The organism is Ruegeria sp. CDSB086 (genome assembly GCF_059611065.1).
The window spans coordinates 243,861-265,460 of sequence record NZ_JBXWOV010000004.1 but is presented as its reverse complement, the minus strand read 5'-3'; the positions used below and the strand labels follow the sequence as shown (position 1 = coordinate 265,460).

General features: G+C 57.3%; 25 protein-coding genes, 1 tRNA gene and 1 riboswitch. Of the genes, 9 read left to right on the top strand and 17 right to left on the bottom strand.

Going from position 1 to position 21,600, the window contains the following annotated elements; all coding sequences use genetic code 11:
* On the top strand, positions 1-1,149 hold the full coding sequence (gene glf, locus AC2FIO_RS10520; RefSeq protein WP_496697458.1) for a UDP-galactopyranose mutase: 1,149 nt from the start codon (positions 1-3) through the stop codon (positions 1,147-1,149).
* Between the two features lie 26 nt (positions 1,150-1,175).
* Here glf and arsB read toward each other — a convergent pair whose 3' ends face one another.
* Genes arsB through AC2FIO_RS10500 form a run of 4 tightly spaced genes read right to left on the bottom strand, consistent with a single transcriptional unit; the run spans position 1,176 to position 5,285 of the window.
* Positions 1,176-2,198 (bottom strand): ACR3 family arsenite efflux transporter, encoded by a 1,023-nt coding sequence (gene arsB / locus AC2FIO_RS10515; protein ID WP_496697456.1) that lies wholly within the window; start codon positions 2,196-2,198, stop codon positions 1,176-1,178.
* On the bottom strand, positions 2,195-3,460 hold the full coding sequence (gene arsJ / locus AC2FIO_RS10510; protein WP_496697454.1) for an organoarsenical effux MFS transporter ArsJ: 1,266 nt from the start codon (positions 3,458-3,460) through the stop codon (positions 2,195-2,197). Before arsJ ends, arsB begins: the two co-directional genes overlap by 4 nt.
* Complete coding sequence (locus AC2FIO_RS10505; protein WP_496697452.1) at positions 3,457-4,455, bottom strand: ArsJ-associated glyceraldehyde-3-phosphate dehydrogenase; 999 nt, start codon at positions 4,453-4,455, stop codon at positions 3,457-3,459. The genes arsJ and AC2FIO_RS10505 overlap by 4 nt, the downstream gene beginning before the upstream one ends.
* Positions 4,452-5,285, bottom strand: a complete 834-nt coding sequence (locus AC2FIO_RS10500) for an arsenate reductase/protein-tyrosine-phosphatase family protein (protein ID WP_496697450.1) — start codon at positions 5,283-5,285, stop codon at positions 4,452-4,454. The genes AC2FIO_RS10505 and AC2FIO_RS10500 overlap by 4 nt, the downstream gene beginning before the upstream one ends.
* Positions 5,286-5,508: 223 nt before the next feature.
* Between AC2FIO_RS10500 and AC2FIO_RS10495 the strand changes: the two genes are divergently transcribed.
* Both AC2FIO_RS10495 and bfr read left to right on the top strand, forming a co-directional pair.
* Positions 5,509-5,584 (top strand) — tRNA-Thr (locus AC2FIO_RS10495).
* Positions 5,585-5,943: 359 nt separating this feature from the next.
* Positions 5,944-6,429: a bacterioferritin gene (gene bfr, locus AC2FIO_RS10490; protein ID WP_496697448.1), complete on the top strand. Its 486-nt coding sequence runs from the start codon at positions 5,944-5,946 to the stop codon at positions 6,427-6,429.
* Between the two features lie 78 nt (positions 6,430-6,507).
* Here bfr and AC2FIO_RS10485 read toward each other — a convergent pair whose 3' ends face one another.
* From AC2FIO_RS10485 to AC2FIO_RS10455, 7 genes are all read right to left on the bottom strand, one after another.
* Positions 6,508-6,942, bottom strand: coding sequence for a hypothetical protein (locus AC2FIO_RS10485; RefSeq protein ID WP_496697446.1), 435 nt, complete (start codon positions 6,940-6,942; stop codon positions 6,508-6,510).
* 213 nt (positions 6,943-7,155) lie between these two features.
* Positions 7,156-9,084, bottom strand: a complete 1,929-nt coding sequence (dxs, locus tag AC2FIO_RS10480) for a 1-deoxy-D-xylulose-5-phosphate synthase (RefSeq protein WP_496697445.1) — start codon at positions 9,082-9,084, stop codon at positions 7,156-7,158.
* Positions 9,085-9,098: 14 nt separating this feature from the next.
* On the bottom strand, positions 9,099-9,965 hold the full coding sequence (locus AC2FIO_RS10475) for a polyprenyl synthetase family protein (protein WP_496697443.1): 867 nt from the start codon (positions 9,963-9,965) through the stop codon (positions 9,099-9,101).
* Complete coding sequence (locus AC2FIO_RS10470; protein ID WP_058272726.1) at positions 9,966-10,208, bottom strand: exodeoxyribonuclease VII small subunit; 243 nt, start codon at positions 10,206-10,208, stop codon at positions 9,966-9,968.
* A complete protein-coding gene (locus AC2FIO_RS10465; protein ID WP_496697441.1) occupies positions 10,205-11,131 on the bottom strand; it encodes a histone deacetylase family protein in 927 nt (308 codons plus the stop codon). The genes AC2FIO_RS10470 and AC2FIO_RS10465 overlap by 4 nt, the downstream gene beginning before the upstream one ends.
* A 69-nt stretch (positions 11,132-11,200) precedes the next feature.
* A complete protein-coding gene (locus AC2FIO_RS10460; RefSeq protein WP_058272724.1) occupies positions 11,201-11,902 on the bottom strand; it encodes a response regulator in 702 nt (233 codons plus the stop codon).
* Entirely contained in the window at positions 11,899-12,411 is a 513-nt protein-coding gene (locus AC2FIO_RS10455; protein ID WP_058272723.1) for a MarR family winged helix-turn-helix transcriptional regulator, read from the bottom strand. Before AC2FIO_RS10455 ends, AC2FIO_RS10460 begins: the two co-directional genes overlap by 4 nt.
* Before the next feature lie 158 nt (positions 12,412-12,569).
* Here AC2FIO_RS10455 and AC2FIO_RS10450 point away from each other — a divergent pair, with 158 nt between their 5' ends.
* From AC2FIO_RS10450 to AC2FIO_RS10435, 4 genes are all read left to right on the top strand, one after another.
* Positions 12,570-13,436, top strand: coding sequence for a branched-chain amino acid aminotransferase (locus AC2FIO_RS10450; RefSeq protein ID WP_282119717.1), 867 nt, complete (start codon positions 12,570-12,572; stop codon positions 13,434-13,436).
* Positions 13,437-13,564: 128 nt separating this feature from the next.
* Positions 13,565-14,515: an AraC family transcriptional regulator gene (locus tag AC2FIO_RS10445; RefSeq protein WP_282170693.1), complete on the top strand. Its 951-nt coding sequence runs from the start codon at positions 13,565-13,567 to the stop codon at positions 14,513-14,515.
* 109 nt (positions 14,516-14,624) lie between these two features.
* Entirely contained in the window at positions 14,625-14,990 is a 366-nt protein-coding gene (locus tag AC2FIO_RS10440) for an SPW repeat domain-containing protein (RefSeq protein WP_058272721.1), read from the top strand.
* Positions 14,991-15,364: 374 nt separating this feature from the next.
* Positions 15,365-15,562, top strand: a complete 198-nt coding sequence (locus AC2FIO_RS10435; protein ID WP_496697439.1) for a hypothetical protein — start codon at positions 15,365-15,367, stop codon at positions 15,560-15,562.
* 36 nt (positions 15,563-15,598) lie between these two features.
* On the opposite strand, the gene cobO is transcribed toward AC2FIO_RS10435, so the two are convergent.
* The 5 genes from cobO to AC2FIO_RS10410 form a co-directional block, all read right to left on the bottom strand.
* Complete coding sequence (cobO, locus tag AC2FIO_RS10430; protein WP_282119716.1) at positions 15,599-16,198, bottom strand: cob(I)yrinic acid a,c-diamide adenosyltransferase; 600 nt, start codon at positions 16,196-16,198, stop codon at positions 15,599-15,601.
* Between the two features lie 57 nt (positions 16,199-16,255).
* Positions 16,256-17,191 carry a DMT family transporter gene (locus tag AC2FIO_RS10425; RefSeq protein WP_058272776.1) on the bottom strand — a complete coding sequence of 312 codons (936 nt, stop codon included), beginning with the start codon at positions 17,189-17,191 and terminating at the stop codon, positions 16,256-16,258.
* Between the two features lie 44 nt (positions 17,192-17,235).
* The gene (locus AC2FIO_RS10420; protein WP_496697436.1) at positions 17,236-17,898 is read right to left on the bottom strand and encodes an HD domain-containing protein; all 663 of its coding nucleotides are present in this window, start codon (positions 17,896-17,898) and stop codon (positions 17,236-17,238) included.
* Entirely contained in the window at positions 17,882-18,982 is a 1,101-nt protein-coding gene (gene aroC / locus AC2FIO_RS10415) for a chorismate synthase (protein ID WP_496697434.1), read from the bottom strand. The genes AC2FIO_RS10420 and aroC overlap by 17 nt, the downstream gene beginning before the upstream one ends.
* A gap of 94 nt (positions 18,983-19,076) precedes the next feature.
* On the bottom strand, positions 19,077-19,517 hold the full coding sequence (locus AC2FIO_RS10410; protein WP_496697432.1) for a 6,7-dimethyl-8-ribityllumazine synthase: 441 nt from the start codon (positions 19,515-19,517) through the stop codon (positions 19,077-19,079).
* 72 nt (positions 19,518-19,589) lie between these two features.
* Positions 19,590-19,737, bottom strand: a riboswitch (FMN riboswitch).
* A gap of 53 nt (positions 19,738-19,790) precedes the next feature.
* Here AC2FIO_RS10410 and AC2FIO_RS10405 point away from each other — a divergent pair.
* Positions 19,791-20,402: an FMN-binding negative transcriptional regulator gene (locus AC2FIO_RS10405; RefSeq protein WP_496697430.1), complete on the top strand. Its 612-nt coding sequence runs from the start codon at positions 19,791-19,793 to the stop codon at positions 20,400-20,402.
* Positions 20,403-20,476: 74 nt separating this feature from the next.
* Positions 20,477-21,085 carry a glutathione S-transferase gene (locus AC2FIO_RS10400; protein ID WP_496697428.1) on the top strand — a complete coding sequence of 203 codons (609 nt, stop codon included), beginning with the start codon at positions 20,477-20,479 and terminating at the stop codon, positions 21,083-21,085.
* 52 nt (positions 21,086-21,137) lie between these two features.
* Here AC2FIO_RS10400 and AC2FIO_RS10395 read toward each other — a convergent pair whose 3' ends face one another.
* Positions 21,138-21,581, bottom strand: a complete 444-nt coding sequence (locus AC2FIO_RS10395; protein ID WP_282119709.1) for a c-type cytochrome — start codon at positions 21,579-21,581, stop codon at positions 21,138-21,140.
* Positions 21,582-21,600: the final 19 nt, after the last annotated feature.

The following is a 21,600-nucleotide window of genomic DNA, read 5'->3' as shown; positions in this document are numbered from 1 at the left end:
ATGCAGTTTTTGATGGTTGGGGCCGGATTGTCTGGGGCTGTGATCGGTCGGGAACTTGCTGAACAGGGGCACGACATTACAGTTGTGGACAGCCGCGACCATATCGGCGGCAATTGCCATACAGAACGGGATGCCGATACTGACGTGATGGTCCATGTGTACGGGCCACATATCTTCCACACGGATGACGAAGAGGTTTGGCAGTATGTGAACCAATACGCCAACTTCTTGCCTTACAAGAACCGGGTCAAGACCACCTCGCGCGGGCAGGTCTATTCGCTGCCGGTGAACTTGCATACAATCAACCAGTTCTTTGGCAAGACCATGCACCCGGACGAAGCCCGCGCGTTTATCACCGAAGAACAGGCTGATACATCCATCACCAACCCGCAGAGTTTCGAGGAACAGGCGATGCGGTTCGTCGGTCGCGACCTTTATGAGGCGTTTTTCAAAGGCTACACGATCAAACAGTGGGGATGTCACCCATCCGAGCTGCCGGCGTCGATCCTTAAACGTCTGCCAGTGCGGTTTAACTACGACGACAATTACTTTTTCCATAAATTCCAAGGCATGCCCGAGAATGGGTATACCGACATGATTGGTGGCATCCTCGATCACCCCGGCATCACAGTGAAGCTGAATACCACTTTCGATCGCGGCATGGCGGATGGCTTCGATCACGTTTTCTATTCTGGCCCGCTGGATGGCTATTTCGACTACGAGCTTGGGCGCCTGGGTTATCGCACGCTTGATTTCGAACGGTTCACCTATGACGGCGACTACCAAGGTTGCGCGGTGATGAACTATGGCGAGGAAGAGGTGCCCTTTACCCGGATTACCGAGCACAAACACTTTTCGCCATGGGAAACGCATGACGGCTCGGTCTGCTATCGCGAGTTTTCTCGAGCTGCTGGTCCGGATGACATACCGTATTACCCGATCCGTCAGCTAAAGGAAAAAGCGCTACTGGGTGAGTATGTTGCGCTCGCTGAAAGCACGCGAAACGTCACATTTGTCGGTCGCTTGGGAACCTATCGATACCTGGATATGGATGTCACGATCCGCGAGTCGCTGGATACCGCCTGGGCGGTGCTGTCTGCGATCTCGGAAAAGGAACGGCTAAAGCCGTTCTTTGTTCCAGTTCTCTGACACACACGATGGAGCGTTAGTTAGGTCTACGACGGCGCAGGTTCGGGGAACCGCGCGCGCGTTCGGTTTGCAAATGCCACCAACGACAGCATCACCGGGACCTCTACCAATACGCCGACCACAGTCGCCAGAGCCGCGCCCGAGTTCAGACCGAACAGGCTGATGGCCACAGCGACAGCCAGCTCAAAGAAATTGGACGTGCCAATCATTGCGCAGGGTGCGGCGATCCGGTGCGGCACCTTTAGGGCATAGGCTGCACCATAAGCCAGGGCAAAGATGCCGTAGCTCTGGATCAGGATGGGTACTGCGATCAGGACGATCACCAGCGGTTTGGCCAGAATAGTCTGTCCCTGCAAGCCGAACAGAATGACGACAGTGGCGATCAAGCCCATGACCGACCACGGTTTGACACGTGCGGAAAATGCGTCGATGGCCTGGGGCGATCCCAAGGTACGCCGCGTTATCAGGCCGGCGATCAGCGGTAATACCACATACAACACAGTTGCCAGAACCAGTGTCTGCCATGGAACCTGAATGTCGGTCACGCCCAGCAGAAAGGCCACGATTGGGGCGAATGCCACCACCATGATCAGGTCGTTCACGGAAACCTGCACCAGCGTATAGGTCGCATCGCCCTTGGTCAGCTGAGACCAGACGAACACCATGGCGGTGCACGGTGCAGCACCCAGCAGGATCAGCCCGGCCGTATATTGAGCCGCGTCTTCAGGTTCGATCCATGGTGCAAAGACGTGCTCAAAGAACAGAACCGCAAGAAAGGCCATGGTGAACGGCTTAATCAGCCAGTTGACCACCAGCGTCACGATCAGCCCGCGTGGCTGGCGTGCAACGCCCGCCACTGCGCCGAAGTCGACGCCGACCATCATGGGGTAGACCATTGCCCAGATCAGCAAGGCCACGACCAGATTGACGCTGGCCACTTCGGCCGAGGCGATCAGTTGAACCAGGCCGGGTGCAACCAGTCCGATCAATACGCCGCCAACCATGGCCAGCGCGACCCAAACGGTCAGGTAGCGTTCGAAAATGCTCATGTATATGCCTCATTCGTCTGGTCGGTTAGTTTGCCGGATGTCAGGGCGGCCAGCGCGACCATAGCAGCAGCGGTGCCCAGAACCAGTGGAAGCCCGCCAATCTGATAGGTAAGTCCCGACAGGATAGTGCCGACCAGGCGGCCAGTCGCGTTGGCCATGTAGTAAAAGCCCACATCCATCGTCACACGCTCGGACTTGGTGAAGGCCAGGATGAGGTATGAATGCAGCGCCGAATTGACGGCGAAGATTGCCCCAAATGCCAATAGGCCCACAACCAGCGTAACGGTCAGCCATGTCTCGGGGCCGGATGAGAGAAGAACCGCGATGGTTAGGGTAGCAGGCACGCAAAACAGCGCCGCGGCCCAATTCTTGGCAGCGTGGATCAGATCCCCTTCCGAGCGTTCCTTTGCACGCAGGATTTTCGGCGCGCTGGCCTGAACAGCACCGTAAAGTATGACCCAAACGGCCATGAATGTACCGATCATGAAAAATGCGGCACGGTTGCCATCCTCGGTTCCGTCCGACAGCACCGCGTAGAAATAGATCGGTATGCCGACCACGAACCACACGTCCCGCGCCCCAAACAGGAAGACACGAGCGGCGGATAGCCAGTTCACATTGGCGGATTTTGAAAAGACCTCGGAGAATTTGGCGCCTTTGCGCCCTTTGGGCAGACCGGTCGGCATTAACAGGATGACGGCGACGAGGAATGCGGCAAGTATGATCGCCATTGCCAGAACAGCCCACATGAAGCCCACTGTCGCCAACAGTGCCGCCCCAAGCAGAAACCCAAACCCTTTCACAGCGTTCTTCGAGCCGGTCAAAATAGCGACCCAGTGAAACAACCCTCCGCCCTCGGTCGGGGCCAGCAGTTTGACGGCGGATTTTGAGGACATCTTGGCCAGGTCCTTTGCAACCCCGCTGGCCCCTTGCACAATCATCACAAAGACAACTTTTACCGGGATCGCCCAATTAGGGTCTAGTTGCGTAAGAACCAGCAACGCTGCAATCTGCAGTGCCAGCCCTGCATAAAGCGTCGAGGTCAGCCCGAACCGCGCCGCGATCCAACCGGCGGCAAGGTTCGTGCCCATGCCGGCGATCTCATACAGAACAAACAGATATGCCAACTGAACCGGCGAGAATCCCATGCTATGAAAGTGCAGCAGCACCAGCATACGCAGGGCCCCGTCGGTCAGCATGAAGGCCCAATAGGCTGCTGTGACCGTGATATAGGCCGACATACCTTCGGGCCTTTGGGTCACAGCGATGCACCAACCATCAGGGCAACGTCGACCAGACGATGCGCGTAACCCATTTCATTGTCGTACCAGGCATAGATCTTCACCTGTGTCCCGTTCACCACCATGGTCGAGGGCGCATCCACAATCGAGGACCGTTCGTCGTTGGTGTAGTCGGTGGAAACCAGCGGCCGCGTCTCATAGCCAAGGATATCTTTCAACTCACCTTCGGCCGCGGCCTTGAAAAGCGCGTTGACCTCTTCGACTGTGGTTTCACGCTCAACCTCGAAGACGCAGTCGGTCAGCGAGGCATTCAGCAAGGGAACCCTCACCGCGTGGCCGTTCAGCCGCCCCTTGAGTTCCGGGTAGATCAGCGTGATTGCCGTGGCCGACCCGGTGGTGGTCGGGATCAGAGAGTTCAAAGCAGATCGCGCCCTGCGCAGATCTTTGGCGGGGCGGTCCACGATGGTTTGCGTGTTGGTCACGTCGTGAATTGTGGTCATCGACCCGTGGCGAATACCAAGGTTTTCGTGGATGACCTTGACCACTGGGGCCAGACAATTCGTGGTGCACGAGGCCGCCGTCACGATGCTGTGGACATCCGGATCATAAGTGGCCTCGTTCACGCCCATAACGATGTTGGCGGTCGGGCCATCTTTGACCGGGGCCGAGACAACAACCTTCTTAACACCCGCTTCGAAATAGGGGGCCAGCTTGGCCTGGGTCTTGAAAACACCGGTGCAGTCGATCACCACATCGACACCGTCCAGCGGTAGTTCCGCCAGATCTCTGGTGCCGATAATGGGTAGGCGGGTGCCGTTGATCGTAACGCTGTCGGCGTCATGCACGAACGCGGCATCCCAGCGCCCATGAACAGTGTCAAACTCCAGCAGGTGCGCGTGCATTTCGGGATCGCCTATTGCGTCATTGATCCAGGCGATCTTTGCGCCTTTGTCGAGCAGCGGTTTCAAGGCCAGCTTTCCCATCCGGCCCAATCCGTTCACAGCATAAGTCGTCATTTCATGTCCTCAGTGGGCGTCCTGCCGATGTCATCAACAGCAGTTTGCAGTGCGATCCGGTCGAGGCTTTCGACCGGCAAAGACGTAAAGGCCTCAATCCGGCGCTTGAGCGCGCCATATGCATGTTGAAATGCAAGGCTTCTTTCGGCATCCGTGCCCTCGGCCCTGACCGGGTCCGGCATGCCCCAATGGCCACTGATTGGCTGGCCTTCCCAAGCGGGGCATTCCTCATTCGCGGCCTGATTGCAGACCGTGAAGACGAAGTCCATCTCGGGCGCGCCGGGGGTTGCAAATTCGGACATGTTCTTGGATCGCAGGATGGATGTGTCATGTCCTTTGTCGTCCAGAACTTGCACGGCCATCGGGTTGAGCTCGGATGTGGGTTGCGTGCCGGCCGAGAAAACGTTGAACCGGTCACCTCCCAGCGTGCGCAGCAGGGATTCCGCAAAAATCGACCGGGCAGAATTGCCCACACACAAAAACAAGACGTTGAATTTCCGATCCGTCGCCGCCTTATTTCCCTGAGCAAACGGCATGCAGATATCAGGGCGACCGCGACAGCAATCGACAATCAGATAGTCGAGCATCTGCTGCACGTTTTTCATTTCAATCGAATAGAGCAGAGATGTCCCGGAACGTTCCTGCTTGACCAGCCCGGAACGCTGAAGCGCGTTCAGATAGTTCGACAAGGTGCTGGCCTTCACGTCGAGCTCCGCCGCCAACTCGCCCGCCGGAACACTGTCAGGAAAACGTCGCATGAGCATGCGAAACACAAGGATACGCTGCGGATGACCCAGGATGGCCAATTGGTCTGTTATCTGTTCTATCATATTTCATGAAATATTAAAATAAGACAACCCAGTCAACCGAAAATACATGGCCATCGAAGGTGCGCGTAAGCGTTGGAGCAGGCGTGATATTCTTGCTGGAGCGTGGTGATGGAATGGGCTTCAAGCGATCTGAGCTGCGGGAATCACCATCACACACCGGTAGGCGTCCGAGGATATCGAGACTTGCACGCATCTGCCCGAGGGTTTAAAGGAACCGTCGCTTGCCTCAATAGCTCAGCTGGTAGAGCAGGTCCTTCGTAAGGACAAGGTCGGGGGTTCGAGTCCCTCTTGAGGCACCATTTTCTCCTTTATAGATATGCTAAACTAGCGGCCTACCTCGTATCTCACTTTTGGTTCGATCCTGCGGGCCGTCATCGGATGCTGGCGCAGTTCACACCCCGGAGCTATTTGCCTGCGTGATTTTGATCCGCAAGGGCCATGCTTGCGATCGGTAAGCAGGTATCAGGGAATCGTATGTGCGGTGGAAAAACGCTTTCAAGTGACGGGTTCTGATTCAAACGAGAATCGTCAGGAAATTTTCAATTACCTGTTTTAAAACAGATATTTGAAGGTTTTGGGTTAAGCTGCTCTGGTGGTAGCATTCAGCTTAAAAAGTTGTTTCCACGCCAATTCTTAGACAAAGCCAAGGAGTTTCATCATGAAAGGTGACAAAAAGGTAATTGAATACCTGAACAAAGCTCTGCGCCACGAACTAACAGCCGTCAGCCAATACTGGTTGCATTATCGCCTGCAAGACGATTGGGGCCTTGGCAGCATGGCCAAGAAAAGTCGAGAAGAATCCATTGAAGAGATGGAACACGCCGACAAACTGATCGAGCGGATCATTTTCCTGGAAGGTCATCCCAACCTGCAAAAACTTGATCCCCTGCGGATCGGCGAAAACCCCCGGGAAACGCTGGAATGCGATCTGGCGGCGGAACAAAGCGCGCGCGCGCTCTACAAAGAGGCGCGGGATGTCTGCAAAGAGGCAGGAGACTATGTCTCGATGGGATTGTTCGAAAGCCTGATGTTGGATGAAGAAGGTCATATCGACTTTCTGGAGACTCAGATCGAACTGTATGATCGCGTCGGACCCGAGCTTTTCGCGCAACTCAATGCAACCAAAATGGAAGATGCCGAATAGGTGGTCGTGTCGGCGACGATGGCCGCGGGCATAGGGTTTCCTATCAGCGGGTGGTTGCAGGATTAGGGCGTCGTTGCCCTAAGCACATTCCTGCACGCCGAGACCTATCAGGTACTTGCCGGTCACGAACAAAAGTTCATTTGGTCCGGCGAACCGCGCTTTGGACATAAACCAGTTTCTGACCGGGTTTGGGTAGTAGCTGGACAGTGACGCGCTTTTCCTGTCGAACTCATCTGCCGTCATTTTCTTTCGGTTCGAGCGATGGGGGCCATGAAAGCCAAAGATAGTCTCGGGCGAAACGCAAACTTCGTCCGCACCCAGCAGCATAGTGCAGCTAGAGTGGCAAAAATCTCCGATGATTTGAAACTGCGCGTTTGTCCGGTTGGCGATTTCGATCTGAACCATGCGATCCACAATCCGCCCACCCGGATCATTGCCAACCTGAATCTCTTTTGAACTTGCCGGCATACTCATCAGAACGAGCGTAGCCAACGCTGCTATCGTGTTTCTCATCCGCCCGCCTGCTCAAGGGTGGAGTTTTCGTTTTTCTTACCATTATCAGAAAAGCGGGCGTGCAGGAACGGCGCGCCGGGACGCAAGTGGTTTCTGTGTTCTGAAGGACTCACCCGAAACCGGATGAATTCGACGGCTTTCCGAAAATTACGCCAAAAACGCTGCTTACGGATTTTCAAACAACGGTGAAATTCAGTTGCCTAGCATCGTGCCTCAGGCGCGTTTTTCGCCGATGGTTGCTACACCCAGAACGGATAGCACTTTGGCCTCGATTTGCTCGGCATTCAGGCCCGCTACTGTATACATATCTGCGGGGTTGGCCTGGTCGATAAAGGTATCGGGCAAAACCATTGAACGGTACTTGAGGCCTTGATCAAAGACGCCTTCATCGGCCAAAAGTTGGGCAACATGGCTGCCAAAGCCGCCGATGGCACCTTCTTCAATGGTGATCAACGCCTCGTGGTTGGCGGCCAGATCCAATATCAGGTCGCGGTCCAAGGGCTTGGCAAATCGAGCATCAGCGATAGTGGGGTTGATCCCACGCGCGGCCAGAGCTTCGGCCGCTTTCTGCACTTCGGCCAGCCGTGTCCCGAAGGACAATAGTGCGACCCGCGCGCCTTCTTGGATGATCCGGCCTTTGCCGATTTCCAGAACTTTACCACGTTCGGGCAAGTCGATGCCGACACCTTCGCCGCGAGGATAGCGGAAGGCGATGGGGCCTTCATTATGCGCGACGGCGGTGGCCACCATATGCACCAACTCGGCCTCATCCGCTGCGGCCATGACCACGATGCCGGGCAGGTTGGACAAATAGGCGATATCGAACGACCCCGCATGGGTCGCGCCATCTGCGCCCACCAACCCTGCACGGTCGATCGCAAAACGAACCGGCAGGCGCTGAATGGCCACGTCATGCACGACCTGATCGTATCCACGCTGCAAAAATGTGGAATAAATTGCGCAGAAGGGCTTCATCCCCCCCGCAGCCAGAGCGGCGGCGAAGGTCACACCGTGTTGTTCGGCAATCGCCACATCGAAACAGCGCGACGGATAGCGTTCCGCAAACAAGTTCAGCCCGGTGCCGTCGGGCATCGCGGCGGTGACCGCAACGATCTTGTCATCGCGCGCGGCCTCTTCCACCAGCGTTTTGCCAAAGACCGATGTGTAAGACGGTGCGTTTGAGGGTGCTTTCTTCTGCTCGCCCGTGACGACGTCGAACTTCGCTGTCGCATGGCCTTTGTCGCGGGCCTGCTCGGCTGGGGCATACCCCTTGCCCTTCTTTGTCAGCACGTGGATCAGGATCGGGCCCGTGGCGCGGGCCTTGACCGTGCGCAGGACAGGCAACAGCTGATCCATATCGTGCCCGTCGATCGGGCCGAGATAGGAAAAGCCCAGCTCCTCAAACAATGTGCCGCCCACGGCCATGCCCTTGAGCATCTCCTTGGCGCGCTTGGCGCCTTCGCGGAAGGGTTCCGGCAACAAAGACACTGCACCTTTGGCGGCGGCTTTCAGATCGTGGAATGGCTCTTCGGCGTAAATGCGCGACAGGTAATTGGACAGCGCGCCGACAGGCGGTGCGATGCTCATTTCATTGTCATTGAGAATGACGATCAGGCGTTTCTTCAGGTGTCCGGCGTTGTTCATCGCCTCGAAGGCCATGCCTGCAGACATTGAACCGTCACCGATCACGGCAATCGCGTCACCCAATCCCTCGGGCGTCACACCGCCCAGATCGCGCGCAACGGCAAACCCCAGCGCGGCACTGATCGAGGTTGAGCTGTGCGCTGCGCCAAACGGGTCATAGGGGCTTTCGCTGCGCTTGGTGAAGCCGCTCAGCCCGTCCTTCATGCGAAGCGTACGGATACGGTCGCGCCGCTCGGTCAGGATTTTGTGCGGATAGCACTGATGACCAACGTCCCAGATGATCTTGTCGCGCGGCGTGTCGAACACGGCGTGCAGGGCGGTCGTCAATTCGACCACGCCCAGACCCGCGCCCAGATGCCCACCGGTGACGGACACGGCCGATATTGTCTCGGTCCGCAATTCCTGCGCCAACTTATGCAACTGTGCGTCCGAAAACTGCTTGAGATCCGCAGGGCGGTTCACAAGGTCCAGTAGGGGTGTATTCGGGCGGTCAGACATGTGGCGTTCCTGGCTTAGCTGTCCCGGGCAATAACGAAGCGTGCCGCGTCCTTCAAGGTTTCAGCCTTGGCACCGTAACCATCCAACGCAGCGCAGGCCTGATCGACCAGTTCTACGGCGCGGGATTTCGCGGCGTTCAGACCCAAAAGCGAAACAAACGTGGCTTTGCCCGCCTGGGCGTCCTTTTGCAGTCGTTTGCCGGCCTTCTCGGCATCACCTTCAACATCCAGAATGTCATCAGCGATCTGAAAAGCAAGGCCAAGCGCCTGGGCATATTGGCGCAAGGGTTCGGGATCTGCCTGGGCCAAACGCGCACCGGCGCAGGCGGACCATTCAATCAGCGCACCGGTTTTGCCAGCCTGAAGCGTGGTGATCTGCTCCAGTGTCAGGGGCGCGGCCGCTGTTTCAGCCGCCATATCGAGCGCTTGCCCCAGCACCATTCCCTGCGCACCGCTTGCTTGGGCCAGGGTTAGAGCCAATTCAGCACGAACCTCTGCACTTCCGACCTCGGGCCGGGTGCACAGCTCAAAGGCCAGTGTCTGCAGGGCATCACCGGCCAGAACGGCGGTGCCTTCGTCCCACTTTACGTGCACGGTCGAACGTCCACGTCGCAGATCGTCATCGTCCATGCAGGGAAGGTCATCATGGACCAGAGAATAGGCGTGTAGGGCTTCGATGCCTGTCGCAGGCCAGATTGCCTGTGTTGAGTCGATGCCATGCATCCGCGCGCTTTCCAGAACCAGAAACCCGCGCAATCGCTTGCCGCCCTGGGTGGTGTAGGCCATCGCCCGGGTAACATCCAATTCGTCCAGCGCGCTCAGGACCAGATCGAACTGAGCCTGAATCCGCGCGGCATCCTGCGCCAGAATTTCCTTGAACATTTACTGACCTTCGACAGGCGTCGTCCCGGTTGGCTGCCCATTGGCATCCAAAGTAATGGCTGCGACCTTTTCTTCAGCCCGCTTCAATTCGTCTTCGCAGCGTTTCTTCAACGCGGCACCGCGCTCATACAGCGCAATGGACTGATCCAGCGCCACGTCACCACGCTCCAACTGGCCGACAACGGCCTCAAGCTCTTTCATCGCTTGTTCGAATGTCATCTGATCAACAGGAGTATCGGTCATCGGGCTGCCTTCATCAGTTCTTCCACATGGGCGCGAGTGGCCTCGGCAAGGGCGTTCAGATCATACCCGCCTTCCAAAGTCGAGACGATACGGCCCTCACACAGCTCATCGGCGATCTTGCACAGCTCAGCCGTAACCCAGGCAAAATCGCCTGTAGACCAGTTCAAGTTGGCCAGCGGATCGTCCTGATGCGCATCAAAACCTGCCGAGATGATGATCAGTTCCGGCTTGAATGCGCGCAGTCTCGGGAAGGCTTGCGTTTCGTAAGCTGTCCGCATCTCGGTCCCACCAGTGCCGGGTGCCAGCGGGATGTTCAAAACGGTCTCATAAGCGCCGGTTTCATCCGGGCGCCCCGATCCGGGCCACAGCGGCATTTGCTGGCTGGTGATCACCAGTGCACGTCTTTCGTCCCACAGCAGATCCTGCGTGCCGTTTCCGTGGTGAACGTCGAAATCGACGACGGCTACGCGTTTCAATCCATGATGATCCAATGCGTGCTTGGCCGCCAGCGCGGCGTTTCCAAACAGGCAGAACCCCATTGCCGTTTCGGTTTCGGCATGGTGACCGGGCGGGCGGATGGCGCAAAACGCATTCGAGGCTTCGCCACCCAAAACCATATCTACCGCCCGCACAACCGCACCTGCAGCCCGGTAAGCCGCGTCCACCGACCCCGGAGACATGAAGGTGTCGCCGTCAATCTGTTTAAAGCCATCGGATGGCCTGCTATTACGGATTTCACGGATATGGCTTTCCGGATGCACGCGCAGCAGGTCGTCATCCGCCGCCAAAGGGGCGGTTACACGTGTCAGTTCCAAGCCTTCTAACGCATGCAGAATATGCTCTAACCGCGCCACCCTCTCGGGGTGACCTTGCGGTGTCACGTGATCAAGGCAATCGGCGTGGGTCAAAAGGGCGGTTGTCATCGGGATCCCATCTTCATCTGGCCATAATTATCCTCGCCCAAGGCAAGAAAGCGCCGCGCCACGGCTGAATCAATCTGGTGCCAGCATATATCCGGCGCCGCGGACGGTCTGCAGGTAACGCGGCTGCTTGGGGTCCTGTTCGATTTTGCGGCGCAGACGGGTGATCTGAACGTCCACCGCGCGTTCCTGCGCCTGACCCTTGTCGCGGCCCAGATCTTCGACCAGTTTGGTTCGGCTGATCGGCTCTCCGGGCTGGGCCGAAAAAATCTTCATCAACTGGCTTTCGGTCGCCGTCAGGCGCACCGGGTCTTCGCCCTGCCACATCTCGCCACGCTCGATATCGTACCGGATCGGACCAAGATGCAGTATCTTCGCCGTCGCGTCCTGCGCAGGCGTTTCCGGCATCCGCCGCAGGATTGCATTGATCCGCAACAACAGCTCTTTTGGCTCGAACGGTTTGGCTAAGTAGTCATCCGCACCGGCCTCAAGTCCGGCAATGCGATGTTCGGTTTCGCCGCGCGCGGTCAACAGCAGGATAGGAGTGGTATGGGTTTCGCGCAGCGCCTTGGTCAGGCTGACCCCATCCTCGCCGGGCATCATCACGTCCAGCACGATCATGTCGAAATCCAACCCCGAAAGCACCCGCCGTGCATGTGCTGCATCCCTTGCAGCGGTGACCAGAAATCCGTTCCGCATCAGAAACTTCTTCAACAGATCGCGAATGCGCTCGTCATCGTCGACGATCAGCAGATGGGCATCCATTTCGTTCATGAGGTGGTATCCCGCAGTTTCGTATAGGCATGACGCATATCAGCATCCATCATTGCTTCAAGCACTTTACGAAACCCCGACACAGCCTCGGGTCCCGCCTTTTTGTACGCCGCACGCATTCGGACGCGCTGGGCCTCAGACAGTTTGGCCTCTAGCGCCTTGCCCTGTTCTGTCAGAAATAGGTGTCTTTCGCGTTTGTCCACTGATCCGACCCGGCTTTCGACCAGACCGTCGTCGATCAACGTCCGCAAAACCCTGTTCAGAGACTGTTTTGTTACGCCCAGAATGGCCAGAAGGTTGTTGACAGTCGTACCCGGCGCGCGGTTGATGAAGTGGATTGCCCGGTGGTGCGCCCGTCCATAGGCCATTTCGGTCAGTATGCGATCAGGATCTGCGGTAAAGCCGCGATAGGCGAAAAACATCGCCTCGATCCCCTGCCGCAACTGTTCGTCGGTCAAAAACAACAGGCTCTCGCCACCAAAGGCTGGGGCGGGGCGGGTATCCGACATAGTATGCCTCATTCGTTACTCGACCCGAGTTTATGTCAGCGTTATTGACATTCCAAGAGTGGACGGGTATCGAATCGCAGTTTTTGCGCAACTTTATGTCCGATGTGGACTTAATTTACGCAATAATCGGAAATTGATCCCATGTCAGGAGGTTTCGCATGGCGGGGTATGATGATCGTGATGGCGTCATCTGGTTGGATGGCAAACTTGTGCCCTGGCGCGAAGCCAATGTGCATATCCTGTCCCACGCGATGCACTATGCGTCTTCGGTGTTCGAAGGTGAACGTGCTTATAACGGCAAGATTTTCAAAAGTCGCGAACATTCTGAGCGTTTGATTGCCTCGGCCGAAGCGCTGGACATGCCTATGCCCTATTCGGTGGATGACATCGAGGCCGCCAAGGACGAAGCGCTGAAAGCCAGCGGTCTGCAGGACGCCTATGTCCGTGCGCTGGTCTGGCGTGGCTCCGGGGAAGACATGGGTGTGGCATCAGCCAAGAACCCGGTCCGGATGGCCGTCGCCGTGTGGCCTTGGGGTGCCTATTATGGTGACGCCAAGATGCAGGGTGCCAAGCTGGATATCGCGGAATGGAAACGCCCCAGCCCGGAAACTATTCCGGTGCACGCCAAGGCGGCGGGTCTGTACATGATCTGCACCATCTCGAAGCATAAGGCCGAGGCCAAGGGCTGCTCGGACGCGCTGTTCATGGATTGGCGCGGTTACGTGGCCGAAGCGACAGGTGCGAATGTGTTCTTCGTAAAAGATGGTGAGGTACATACACCTCTGGCTGATTGCTTCCTGAACGGGATCACCCGTCAGACCGTCATTCAGATGCTGAAAAACAAAGGTATCACCGTCCACGAGCGCCGCATCAAGCCCGAGGAAATGGCGGATTTCGAACAGTGCTGGCTGACTGGCACCGCAGCCGAGGTGACCCCGGTGGGACAGATCGGCGATTATACGTTTGAGGTCGGAGACCTGACCCGCGAGATCGCCGCCGATTATGAGGCACTGGTCCGCGCCTGATAACACTCAGATGCATTGACAGAAGCCCTCGCGCTATCGCGGGGGCTTTTTCATTGCCATTTGTTCATAATGACTTGCAGATCGTCCGCATGGCTGGACGAACGCGCAGCCGCGGCTATCTTAATCCAATGTTGGATCTGCTTAGCGATATACTTACCCGCCTGTCCTTGAAGGGCACGTTTTACTTTCGAACCTCTTTCACGCCGCCCTTCGGTATACAGGTGCCGGCCTATCAAAATGTGGCCAGATTTCACTTTGTACAACGCGGAGAGTTGAAAGTATTTCTCTCTAACACAGGGCAAACCTTGCGATTGAAGCAAGGCGACCTGATCGTGATCCCGCACGGATCAGCCCATGCGTTATTGTGCAATGAGGTTCAACCGCTGGATGCCCTGCCGCTTGAACACGTATTGGAAGAGGCCGGGTACAAGGGCGACGGGGTTCTGATTTATGGCGGCGAAGACAAAAGCCGCGATACGCAATTGATCTGCGGTCATTTCTCTTTCACCGGGCCGCCGGGGCGACAGGGAACAGGGCATATGCTGATTGATCGGCTTCCCCCATACATCCTGATCGAAAACTATGGCGAGGAAGCCGGGGCCTGGATCGAAGCCACCTTGCGTATGATCGGGTCCGAGATCAACGGCGCGCGGATCGGTGGTGACCTCATAGCGTTGAAACTGTCCGAGGTCCTGTTTGCGCAGGCCATTCGGGCCCATCTTGAACATCAAAGCCCCAGCGAAACCGCGCTTGCCGGGTTCGCCGATTCCCGCATTTCGCGTGCATTGACTGCGTTTCACCATTCGCCCGCGCAAGAGTGGAGCGTCGAGTCTCTGGCACGTGAGGCCGGAATGTCTCGCACTGCGTTCGCACAGCTATTCGCAGACAAGATGGGGACAACGCCCATGCAGTATCTGACCGATTGGCGGATGCAGATTGCGTGTCACGGATTGACTGAGGCCCGCTGGAACGTGGCCGATGCCGCGGCCGAGGTCGGCTATGCTTCGGAAGCCGCCTTTTCGCGGGTGTTCAAGAAGCAGGTTGGCGTATCGCCAGCCGCCTATCGATCAATGCACTGATCGAATTGAAACTCTGGACGATCTGCAACGTTTCACGGACGATCCAGAATTAAACGTTCCGAGATCCTTTCCTAGTTTGAGGTCATCCCATATCAGGAAAGGAACTCTCATGTCTCTCCGCTTTGTCACCCGCAATATTCACGCTTATCTGGACTATCCTGTTGCCATTGCGCTGATGGGGTTGCCCTTTTTGCTTGGACTGGGGCAATCCAACCCGATGGCGTTGTGGCTGTCGGTGGTCACCGGCGTCGCGGCGTTTGTCCTGACGGTGTTGACGGATCACCATTTGGGGATCTGGCGTGTTCTTCCCTACAACTTTCACTTGGCGGTCGATCTTCTGGTCGGTGTCGTTTTCCTGGCTGCGCCCAGCCTGTTTGGGTTTTCTGGCCTGGATGCAATTTTCTACTGGCTGAACGGGGCTGCGGTGGTCGCCGTCATCTCGCTTAGCGCACCAGAGCAGGGTGTTACGGCCTGAACCTGACGCACCTTGTGTTCACCACAACAAGGTGAATTCTCAAAAAACCAGAGCCGCTTGTCCAGCCGACAAGCGGCTTGCTGATCTGTTTGTTCGCGCCGTGTATCAGCATATGTGAACCTAAAAAGGGAGATTTCAGGAAATTGGTATTCTCAAAACGCCTGAAGTAACTCCGTTCCAAGCCGATCAACTGTGGGGCTATCCAGGAAGTGTTATTTTGATCTTGCAAATTCCGACAAAAATAATCAGATAAAGATCAAGGCCAGATGTGTTAGCATCCAGCACGGGGTTTCGAGGCGGTCTGCGGGCTTAGCGTATAGCCTGGTGAGAGCGCGCCACCGCCTCGGAAACGACACGCGCAATAGGAAATGACGATGGGTGACTCACTTGATGAAATCATGGCACGACACGAAGCGGCCACCGCTTGCGGATGTTGCTGTGACGACGATTACTGCGCCTATGTCGACAAACCCAAGGCAGCCCAGGGCGACAGGGCTGAACAACCGGTGCCGGACAGCGCTGCGTGTCGACGCGGATCGGTCAGGTTTCTCAACGAAAACCCGCCAGCTTAACAGCCCCTGAGGGGGGGGCTGTTTAGACCCTGATGCTCAGAAATCCACGCCGCGCTGGGCTTTGATTCCGGCCTGAAACGGGTGCTTTTCCTCGGTCATCTCGGTGACCAGATCGGCATAGTCCCGCAACGCCTGCGGCGCATCCCGACCCGTCAGGAACACGCTGGTCTTGTCAGACCGTTCTTTCAGCCCATCGATCACCTGTTCAACCGACAGGTATTCGTACCGAAGCGCAATGTTGATCTCGTCCAAAACGACTAGATCGTAGTCACCGCTGGACATGAGGACGCGTGCCTTGTCAAAGGCGGCGTTTGCGGCAGCAATGTCGCGTTCGCGGTCCTGGGTATCCCAGGTGAACCCCTCGCCCATTGTGTGCCAGGTAACCAGATCGCGTTCTTCGAAAAAGCGACGTTCGCCGGTTTTCCACTTGCCTTTGATGAATTGAACAACGCCGACCTTCTGGCCCCAACCCAGCGCACGGATCACGACCCCGAACGCGGCCGAGGACTTACCCTTACCCTTGCCAGTGTTGATCAGCACCAGCCCGCGGTCCGGATCAACTGCCTCGGACACTTTCTTGCGGTGCTGGGCCTGCACCTTTTGCATCTTTTCCTTGTGGTCCTGTGCGTCGCTCATGGGAAACCCTCATCTTGTGTTGGGCACACCCTAGGGGAAGTTCTGCAAAGGTAAAGGTCAGGCTTTGGGATCCGTGACCGCGCGCGCCTTGCCGCGCTCCAAGCCCAGTTGATGTTCGCGCCAGATCACCACGACGTTCCCCACAATCACCAGCGCCGCTCCGGCCAGCATGACCAGCGTTGGCAGTTCACTGAACCAGACATAGCCAATGACGATGGCAAACAGCATCGAGGTGTAATCATAGGGCGCCAGCATCGAAGCCTGCCCAAACCGATAGGACGAAGTCACTAGAATCTGCGCCACACCTCCGATCAGACCAGCCAGAATCAAAAAGCCTGCCTGTTCCCATGTGGGCATGACCCACCCCCAAAAAATAGTCAGCCCGGACAGGATGGTCGCCGTCATCGAGAAATAGAAGACAATGGCCGCAGGATGGTCGACCTGCACCAGCTGCCGGATGTGGATCTGCACAAAGGCCCTGGCAACGGTCGCACCCAGAATACACAATGCGCCGAAGGTGGCAGCAGCTTCCATGTTGTTGCCACCCAGTCTGGGCCAGATCATGATCAGGACACCCAAAAGCCCGATGGACACAGCCGCGATTCTGATCTTACGGATGCGTTCGCCTAACATCACCGCGGCAAGGATCAGGGTGAAAATCGGGGTGGCATAGCCAATCGCCGTCGCTTCGGGCAGCGGGATCAAGCCAAGGCCGGTAAATGTAAGCCCCATCGCCGTGGTGCCCAACACGCCGCGCCAGAAATGACCCGAAGGTTTGCGGGCTTTGAACCCTTGCGCCAATTCTCCGCGCGCCATCAGCCAGATGACAATCACCGGAATGGCAAAAAGGGACCGGAAAAACACCATCTCGCCAGGTGGGAAGTGATCGGACTGCGCTTTGACAATCGCCGCCATGACCGTGAACAAAAACACCGCGCTCGTTTTCAGAGCGACGGCCAGCAAAGGTCGATGCGATGTTAAGGGTTTTGCCATCGGCGCGAACCTGCGCTTTTGGCGGGGAAAGATCAACGCGTCGTTTACAGATTCGTCCAATCGGTCGGCAGTGGGCTGCCGATCTCTTGCGCGAACTCTTCCAGAAAGCGGATCATGCGTGCGATTCTGCGCTGCGCGATCTCTTTGCCACCCTCGGTCAGCATATCGCCAGGAAGGCCCAGTAGTTTGACCTTCCAGTGGTCGATTGAAAAATGCAGGTCGTCCAGCGGGCGGCTGGCAGCAAAGGGATCTGCCGGGTCATAAAGCGACCGTCCCAAAGCACCGGAGACTGAGAAATTCCGGGCAACTCCAATCGCGCCCAGCGCGTCCAGCCTGTCGGCATCGCGCAGAATGCAGGCTTCGAGCGTTTCCGGCGTGATGTTGGCCGAAAAACTATGTGCCTCGATAGCATGTTTGATTGCGTGGATCTGACCTGCAGAATAGCCCAAGTTTAGCAAAATAGACTCTGATTCTTCGGCCGATCGGCGCGATGCCAAATGGCGGTCTGGGTCGTCCTTGGACAAATTTACCAGATCATGCAGATAAGCGGAGGCCAACAGCACCGGCATGTCAGTCTGGTCGTTTGCAATGGCCTGCGCGTTTACCCAGACCCGGTCCAGATGGGCCAGATCATGCGCAGGGTCGGTTTCCATACGTTGCGCAACGACGGCGCGCAGGCGCGTGCGCAGATCAGCCGATTCGTCCACGGTTCTCTCCGATCTGGCCGCGATGCAGCAGCAGGTGGTCGAGGATCACGCAAGCCATCATCGCCTCACCCACCGGAACGGCGCGGATGCCGACGCAGGGATCGTGACGGCCCTTGGTGATGATCTCGGTCTCTTCACCCGATTTGGTGATTGTTTTGCGCGTGGTCAGGATCGACGAAGTCGGCTTGACCGCAAACCGCACAACGATGTCCTGCCCAGTCGAGATACCGCCCAAGATACCGCCCGCGTGGTTTGAGCTGTATTGCGGGCCGTTCTGGCCCATGAAAATCTCGTCCGCATTGGCTTCGCCCGTCAGTTCGGCAGCGGCCATGCCTTCGCCGATCTCGACACCTTTGACGGCGTTGATGGACATCATCGCAGCGGCCAAATCAGTGTCTAACTTGGCGTAAACCGGCGCACCGATGCCTGCTGGGACGCCACGGGCCACAACCTCGACAATCGCACCAACCGAGTTCCCGGACTTGCGCAATTCGTCCAGGTAGTTGGCCCAGTCTTCGGCGGCTTGTGCGTCCGGGGTCCAGAACGGGTTCTGTTCAATCTGGGACCAGTCGAAATTGCTCCGGTCAATCTTGTGCGGGCCGATCTGGGTCATGTATCCGGTGATCTGCACATTCGATGCGATCTGTTTGATCGCCTCACGCGCAAGCCCGCCTGCGGCCACACGCGACGCAGTTTCCCGGGCCGAGCTGCGCCCGCCGCCGCGATAATCGCGGATGCCGTACTTCTGCCAGTAGGTGATATCGGCGTGCCCTGGACGGAACTTGTCCATGATATCACCGTAGTCTTTCGAGCGCTGATCCGTGTTCTCGATCATCAGCTGCACCGGTGTGCCCGTGGTTTGCCCTTCGAACACGCCCGACAGGATTTTGACCTGATCTGGCTCGCGCCGCTGGGTGGTGAACTTGTTCTGACCCGGTTTGCGCTTGTCCAGCCATTGCTGAATCATCGCCTCGTCGATCGTAACACCCGGAGGGCAGCCATCGACGGTCGCACCCAATGCGGGCCCGTGGCTTTCACCCCAGGTGGTGACGCGGAAAAGGTGGCCAAAACTGTTCATCGACATGGGGCATGCTCCTTTGCGCGTCGTGATTAGCGGGCGAGGCCCTTGGCCTCAAGCGGATTTGCGGTTGGGGCAGGGGAACCCCAACCAGCTGTGCCTATGCGGCACGCGTCAACGACGCACGCGTTTGGGTGATCTTCAGGGCCGCCTGCGCAGCCTCGCGACCCTTTTCGACAAAATGCGCGCGGTAGATGGCATTGTGGTGATCGGTTTCCTGATACTGGTGCGGCGTCAGCGAGACTGACAGTACCGGAACACCGGTGTCCATACTGGCGCGCATCAACCCATCGACTACGGCTTGCGCGACGAAATCGTGCCGGTATATGCCGCCATTCACGACAAACGCCGCGCAGGCGACCGCGGCATAGCGCCCGGTTTGGGCCAGATCGCGGGCCAGCAGCGGCATTTCGAATGCGCCGGGGACGTCGAAAACGTCAACCTGTTCGGCGGGGACAAGCTCCAGAAACCCTTCGAGAGCCTGGTCAACGATATCGGAATGCCAGTTGGCTTTCACAAAAGCATAGCGGGTGTGTGTCATCATGATCTCCTTTCGCAACAGACACGTCACCCAAGGCGATCACGGGCAGGCGCAAGCCAGGGCCGACGCGCTGCACGTTCTCTTTCATCCGGACTTTAACCGTCGGCTCTGGCATCTCACCAGATCTGCTGACACCCCGCACACCGGGGCCGCTCGCGGGCTTACGGATCATCGCCCGCATACCGCCGGTGGGGAATTTCACCCCGCCCTGAGAACGGGCGGACCTTGCCAAGGTGCGGCCGGTTCTGCAAGAGATTTCGCAGGAGGACAGCCATGCATCCCAATCCAGCATTTCGCGCGGAAGAGACCGAGCGCCATGTTGCCTTTGCGCGTGACCGCGCGTTCGGGGTTCTTGCGGTGTCGACGGATGAAGCGCCGTTGATTAGCCACGTGCCGTTTCTGCTGTCTGAGGATGGCGCGCTGGCCGAGCTGCACCTTGTCAGATCCAATCCGATCGTCCGCATGCTGAAAGACCCTAAACCAGCCAGAATCGCTGTCACGGGGCCAGATGGCTACGTATCGCCGGATTGGTACGGGATCGACGACCAGGTTCCGACATGGAACTATGTCGCTGTGCATTTGATCGGTGAGTTAGAACAGCGCCCGCAAGAAGAGTTGCTGGACCTGCTAAATCGCCAGTCCGCCTTTTATGAGGCGCGTCTGCTGCCCAAATCCCCTTGGACTACCGGCAAGATGAGCAAGGACGCGTTGGATAAGATGATGCGTATGATTGTGCCGTTCCGGTTTCGCATTGACGACATTCAAGGCACCTGGAAGCTGAATCAAAACAAGCCCGATGCAGTCCGCCTGAGCGCGGCAGAACACATCGCAAACGACGGGATCGGGTCCGAGCTTGATGCTCTGCAAAAATTGATGAGAGGGTGAGGTTGGCGCACCAATTGACGGGTTTTGTTTTAAATTTGGTGCTGTAGAGTTCCGGCAATTCAGGGAGATCTCTTATGAAACTCTATTTCAGTCCCACTTCGCCCTATGTCCGTAAGGTTATGGTTTTGTTGCATGAAACAGACCAGTTACAGGATGTCGAACTGCTGAACGTTGCAACGACGCCAATGTCCCCGGCCGAGTCGCTATTGGCCAAAGCTCCGCTGACAAAAGTGCCCGCGTTAGAGCGCCCAGATGGACCGACCCTGTTCGACAGCCGCGTTATCTGTGCGTTTCTGAACGCGCGCGCGCAGGCCGGTCTTTATCAGGACGGTGCCCGGCATTGGGATGTGCTGACGCTTGAGGCGCTGGCGGATGGTATTCTGGATGCGGCGTTGCTGATCACCTATGAGGCTCGGATGCGGCCCGAAGACAAGCAATGGGAGGGCTGGGCCGATGCGCAATGGGACAAGATAGAACGCGCCTGCGCCGCGTTGAACCAGCGGTGGATGGCGCATCTGTCCGGACCGTTGGGTATGGGGCAGGTCGCAGTGGCCTGCGCGCTGGGCTACGTCGATTTCCGTCACGATGCGCGCGGATGGCGCAAGGGAAATGACGCGCTGGCCGCCTGGTACGAAAAATTTGCCGAGCGTCCCAGCATGGCCGCAACGCAACCGCCGGCCTGATCGGGGATCAATGCGCTGGTCGCTTTGATGGCAGAACGACCAGCGACAGACATCATTCGTTGAACGTCGCCAGATAGGCTGCGATGTCATCGGCGCCCTTTTTCAGTTTGACGCTCATGTTTGGGCGCGCGGTTTCGTCATCTAGATACTCCTGAATAAATGCGATCGGGTTTTTGGAATACGTGGCGATATTCTCTTGCGTCCAGACCAGCCCTTCCTGGCCCGCCCGGATCATGTCGTCGGTGAACATTCCGATGGGCAAACGCTCGCTTCCGTTCAGGTAATCTGACTCGGTTCCTGCGACGCGACCGACGACGCCGTAAAGATTCGGGCCAGTGATGCCGCCTTTGACCAGAATTTGGCCATCTTTGATGATTGCGTGGCAAGAAGAGCAGCGATTGTAGAGTTTTTCGCCTTTCGCCGGATCACCGGCCGCTATCGCCTGAAAGGGCACGGTCAGTGCGAGGATCAGGGTTGGTGCAAAGAGCTTTGACATGAGAGACGTCCTGCAGAGA

Excerpts from the sequence above, each read along its gene's own strand:
- glf (WP_496697458.1), top strand. The coding sequence starts at position 1 with ATGCAGTTTTTGATGGTTGGGGCCGGATTGTCTGGGGCTGTGATCGGT.
- arsB (WP_496697456.1), bottom strand. The coding sequence starts at position 2,198 with ATGAGCATTTTCGAACGCTACCTGACCGTTTGGGTCGCGCTGGCCATG.
- AC2FIO_RS10505 (WP_496697452.1), bottom strand. The coding sequence starts at position 4,455 with ATGACGACTTATGCTGTGAACGGATTGGGCCGGATGGGAAAGCTGGCC.
- AC2FIO_RS10500 (WP_496697450.1), bottom strand. The coding sequence starts at position 5,285 with ATGATAGAACAGATAACAGACCAATTGGCCATCCTGGGTCATCCGCAG.
- bfr (WP_496697448.1), top strand. The coding sequence starts at position 5,944 with ATGAAAGGTGACAAAAAGGTAATTGAATACCTGAACAAAGCTCTGCGC.
- AC2FIO_RS10485 (WP_496697446.1), bottom strand. The coding sequence starts at position 6,942 with ATGAGAAACACGATAGCAGCGTTGGCTACGCTCGTTCTGATGAGTATG.
- dxs (WP_496697445.1), bottom strand. The coding sequence starts at position 9,084 with ATGTCTGACCGCCCGAATACACCCCTACTGGACCTTGTGAACCGCCCT.
- AC2FIO_RS10475 (WP_496697443.1), bottom strand. The coding sequence starts at position 9,965 with ATGTTCAAGGAAATTCTGGCGCAGGATGCCGCGCGGATTCAGGCTCAG.
- AC2FIO_RS10470 (WP_058272726.1), bottom strand. The coding sequence starts at position 10,208 with ATGACCGATACTCCTGTTGATCAGATGACATTCGAACAAGCGATGAAA.
- AC2FIO_RS10465 (WP_496697441.1), bottom strand. The coding sequence starts at position 11,131 with ATGACAACCGCCCTTTTGACCCACGCCGATTGCCTTGATCACGTGACA.
- AC2FIO_RS10460 (WP_058272724.1), bottom strand. The coding sequence starts at position 11,902 with ATGAACGAAATGGATGCCCATCTGCTGATCGTCGACGATGACGAGCGC.
- AC2FIO_RS10455 (WP_058272723.1), bottom strand. The coding sequence starts at position 12,411 with ATGTCGGATACCCGCCCCGCCCCAGCCTTTGGTGGCGAGAGCCTGTTG.
- AC2FIO_RS10450 (WP_282119717.1), top strand. The coding sequence starts at position 12,570 with ATGGCGGGGTATGATGATCGTGATGGCGTCATCTGGTTGGATGGCAAA.
- AC2FIO_RS10445 (WP_282170693.1), top strand. The coding sequence starts at position 13,565 with ATGTTGGATCTGCTTAGCGATATACTTACCCGCCTGTCCTTGAAGGGC.
- AC2FIO_RS10440 (WP_058272721.1), top strand. The coding sequence starts at position 14,625 with ATGTCTCTCCGCTTTGTCACCCGCAATATTCACGCTTATCTGGACTAT.
- AC2FIO_RS10435 (WP_496697439.1), top strand. The coding sequence starts at position 15,365 with ATGGGTGACTCACTTGATGAAATCATGGCACGACACGAAGCGGCCACC.
- cobO (WP_282119716.1), bottom strand. The coding sequence starts at position 16,198 with ATGAGCGACGCACAGGACCACAAGGAAAAGATGCAAAAGGTGCAGGCC.
- AC2FIO_RS10425 (WP_058272776.1), bottom strand. The coding sequence starts at position 17,191 with ATGGCAAAACCCTTAACATCGCATCGACCTTTGCTGGCCGTCGCTCTG.
- aroC (WP_496697434.1), bottom strand. The coding sequence starts at position 18,982 with ATGTCGATGAACAGTTTTGGCCACCTTTTCCGCGTCACCACCTGGGGT.
- AC2FIO_RS10410 (WP_496697432.1), bottom strand. The coding sequence starts at position 19,517 with ATGACACACACCCGCTATGCTTTTGTGAAAGCCAACTGGCATTCCGAT.
- AC2FIO_RS10405 (WP_496697430.1), top strand. The coding sequence starts at position 19,791 with ATGCATCCCAATCCAGCATTTCGCGCGGAAGAGACCGAGCGCCATGTT.
- AC2FIO_RS10400 (WP_496697428.1), top strand. The coding sequence starts at position 20,477 with ATGAAACTCTATTTCAGTCCCACTTCGCCCTATGTCCGTAAGGTTATG.
- AC2FIO_RS10395 (WP_282119709.1), bottom strand. The coding sequence starts at position 21,581 with ATGTCAAAGCTCTTTGCACCAACCCTGATCCTCGCACTGACCGTGCCC.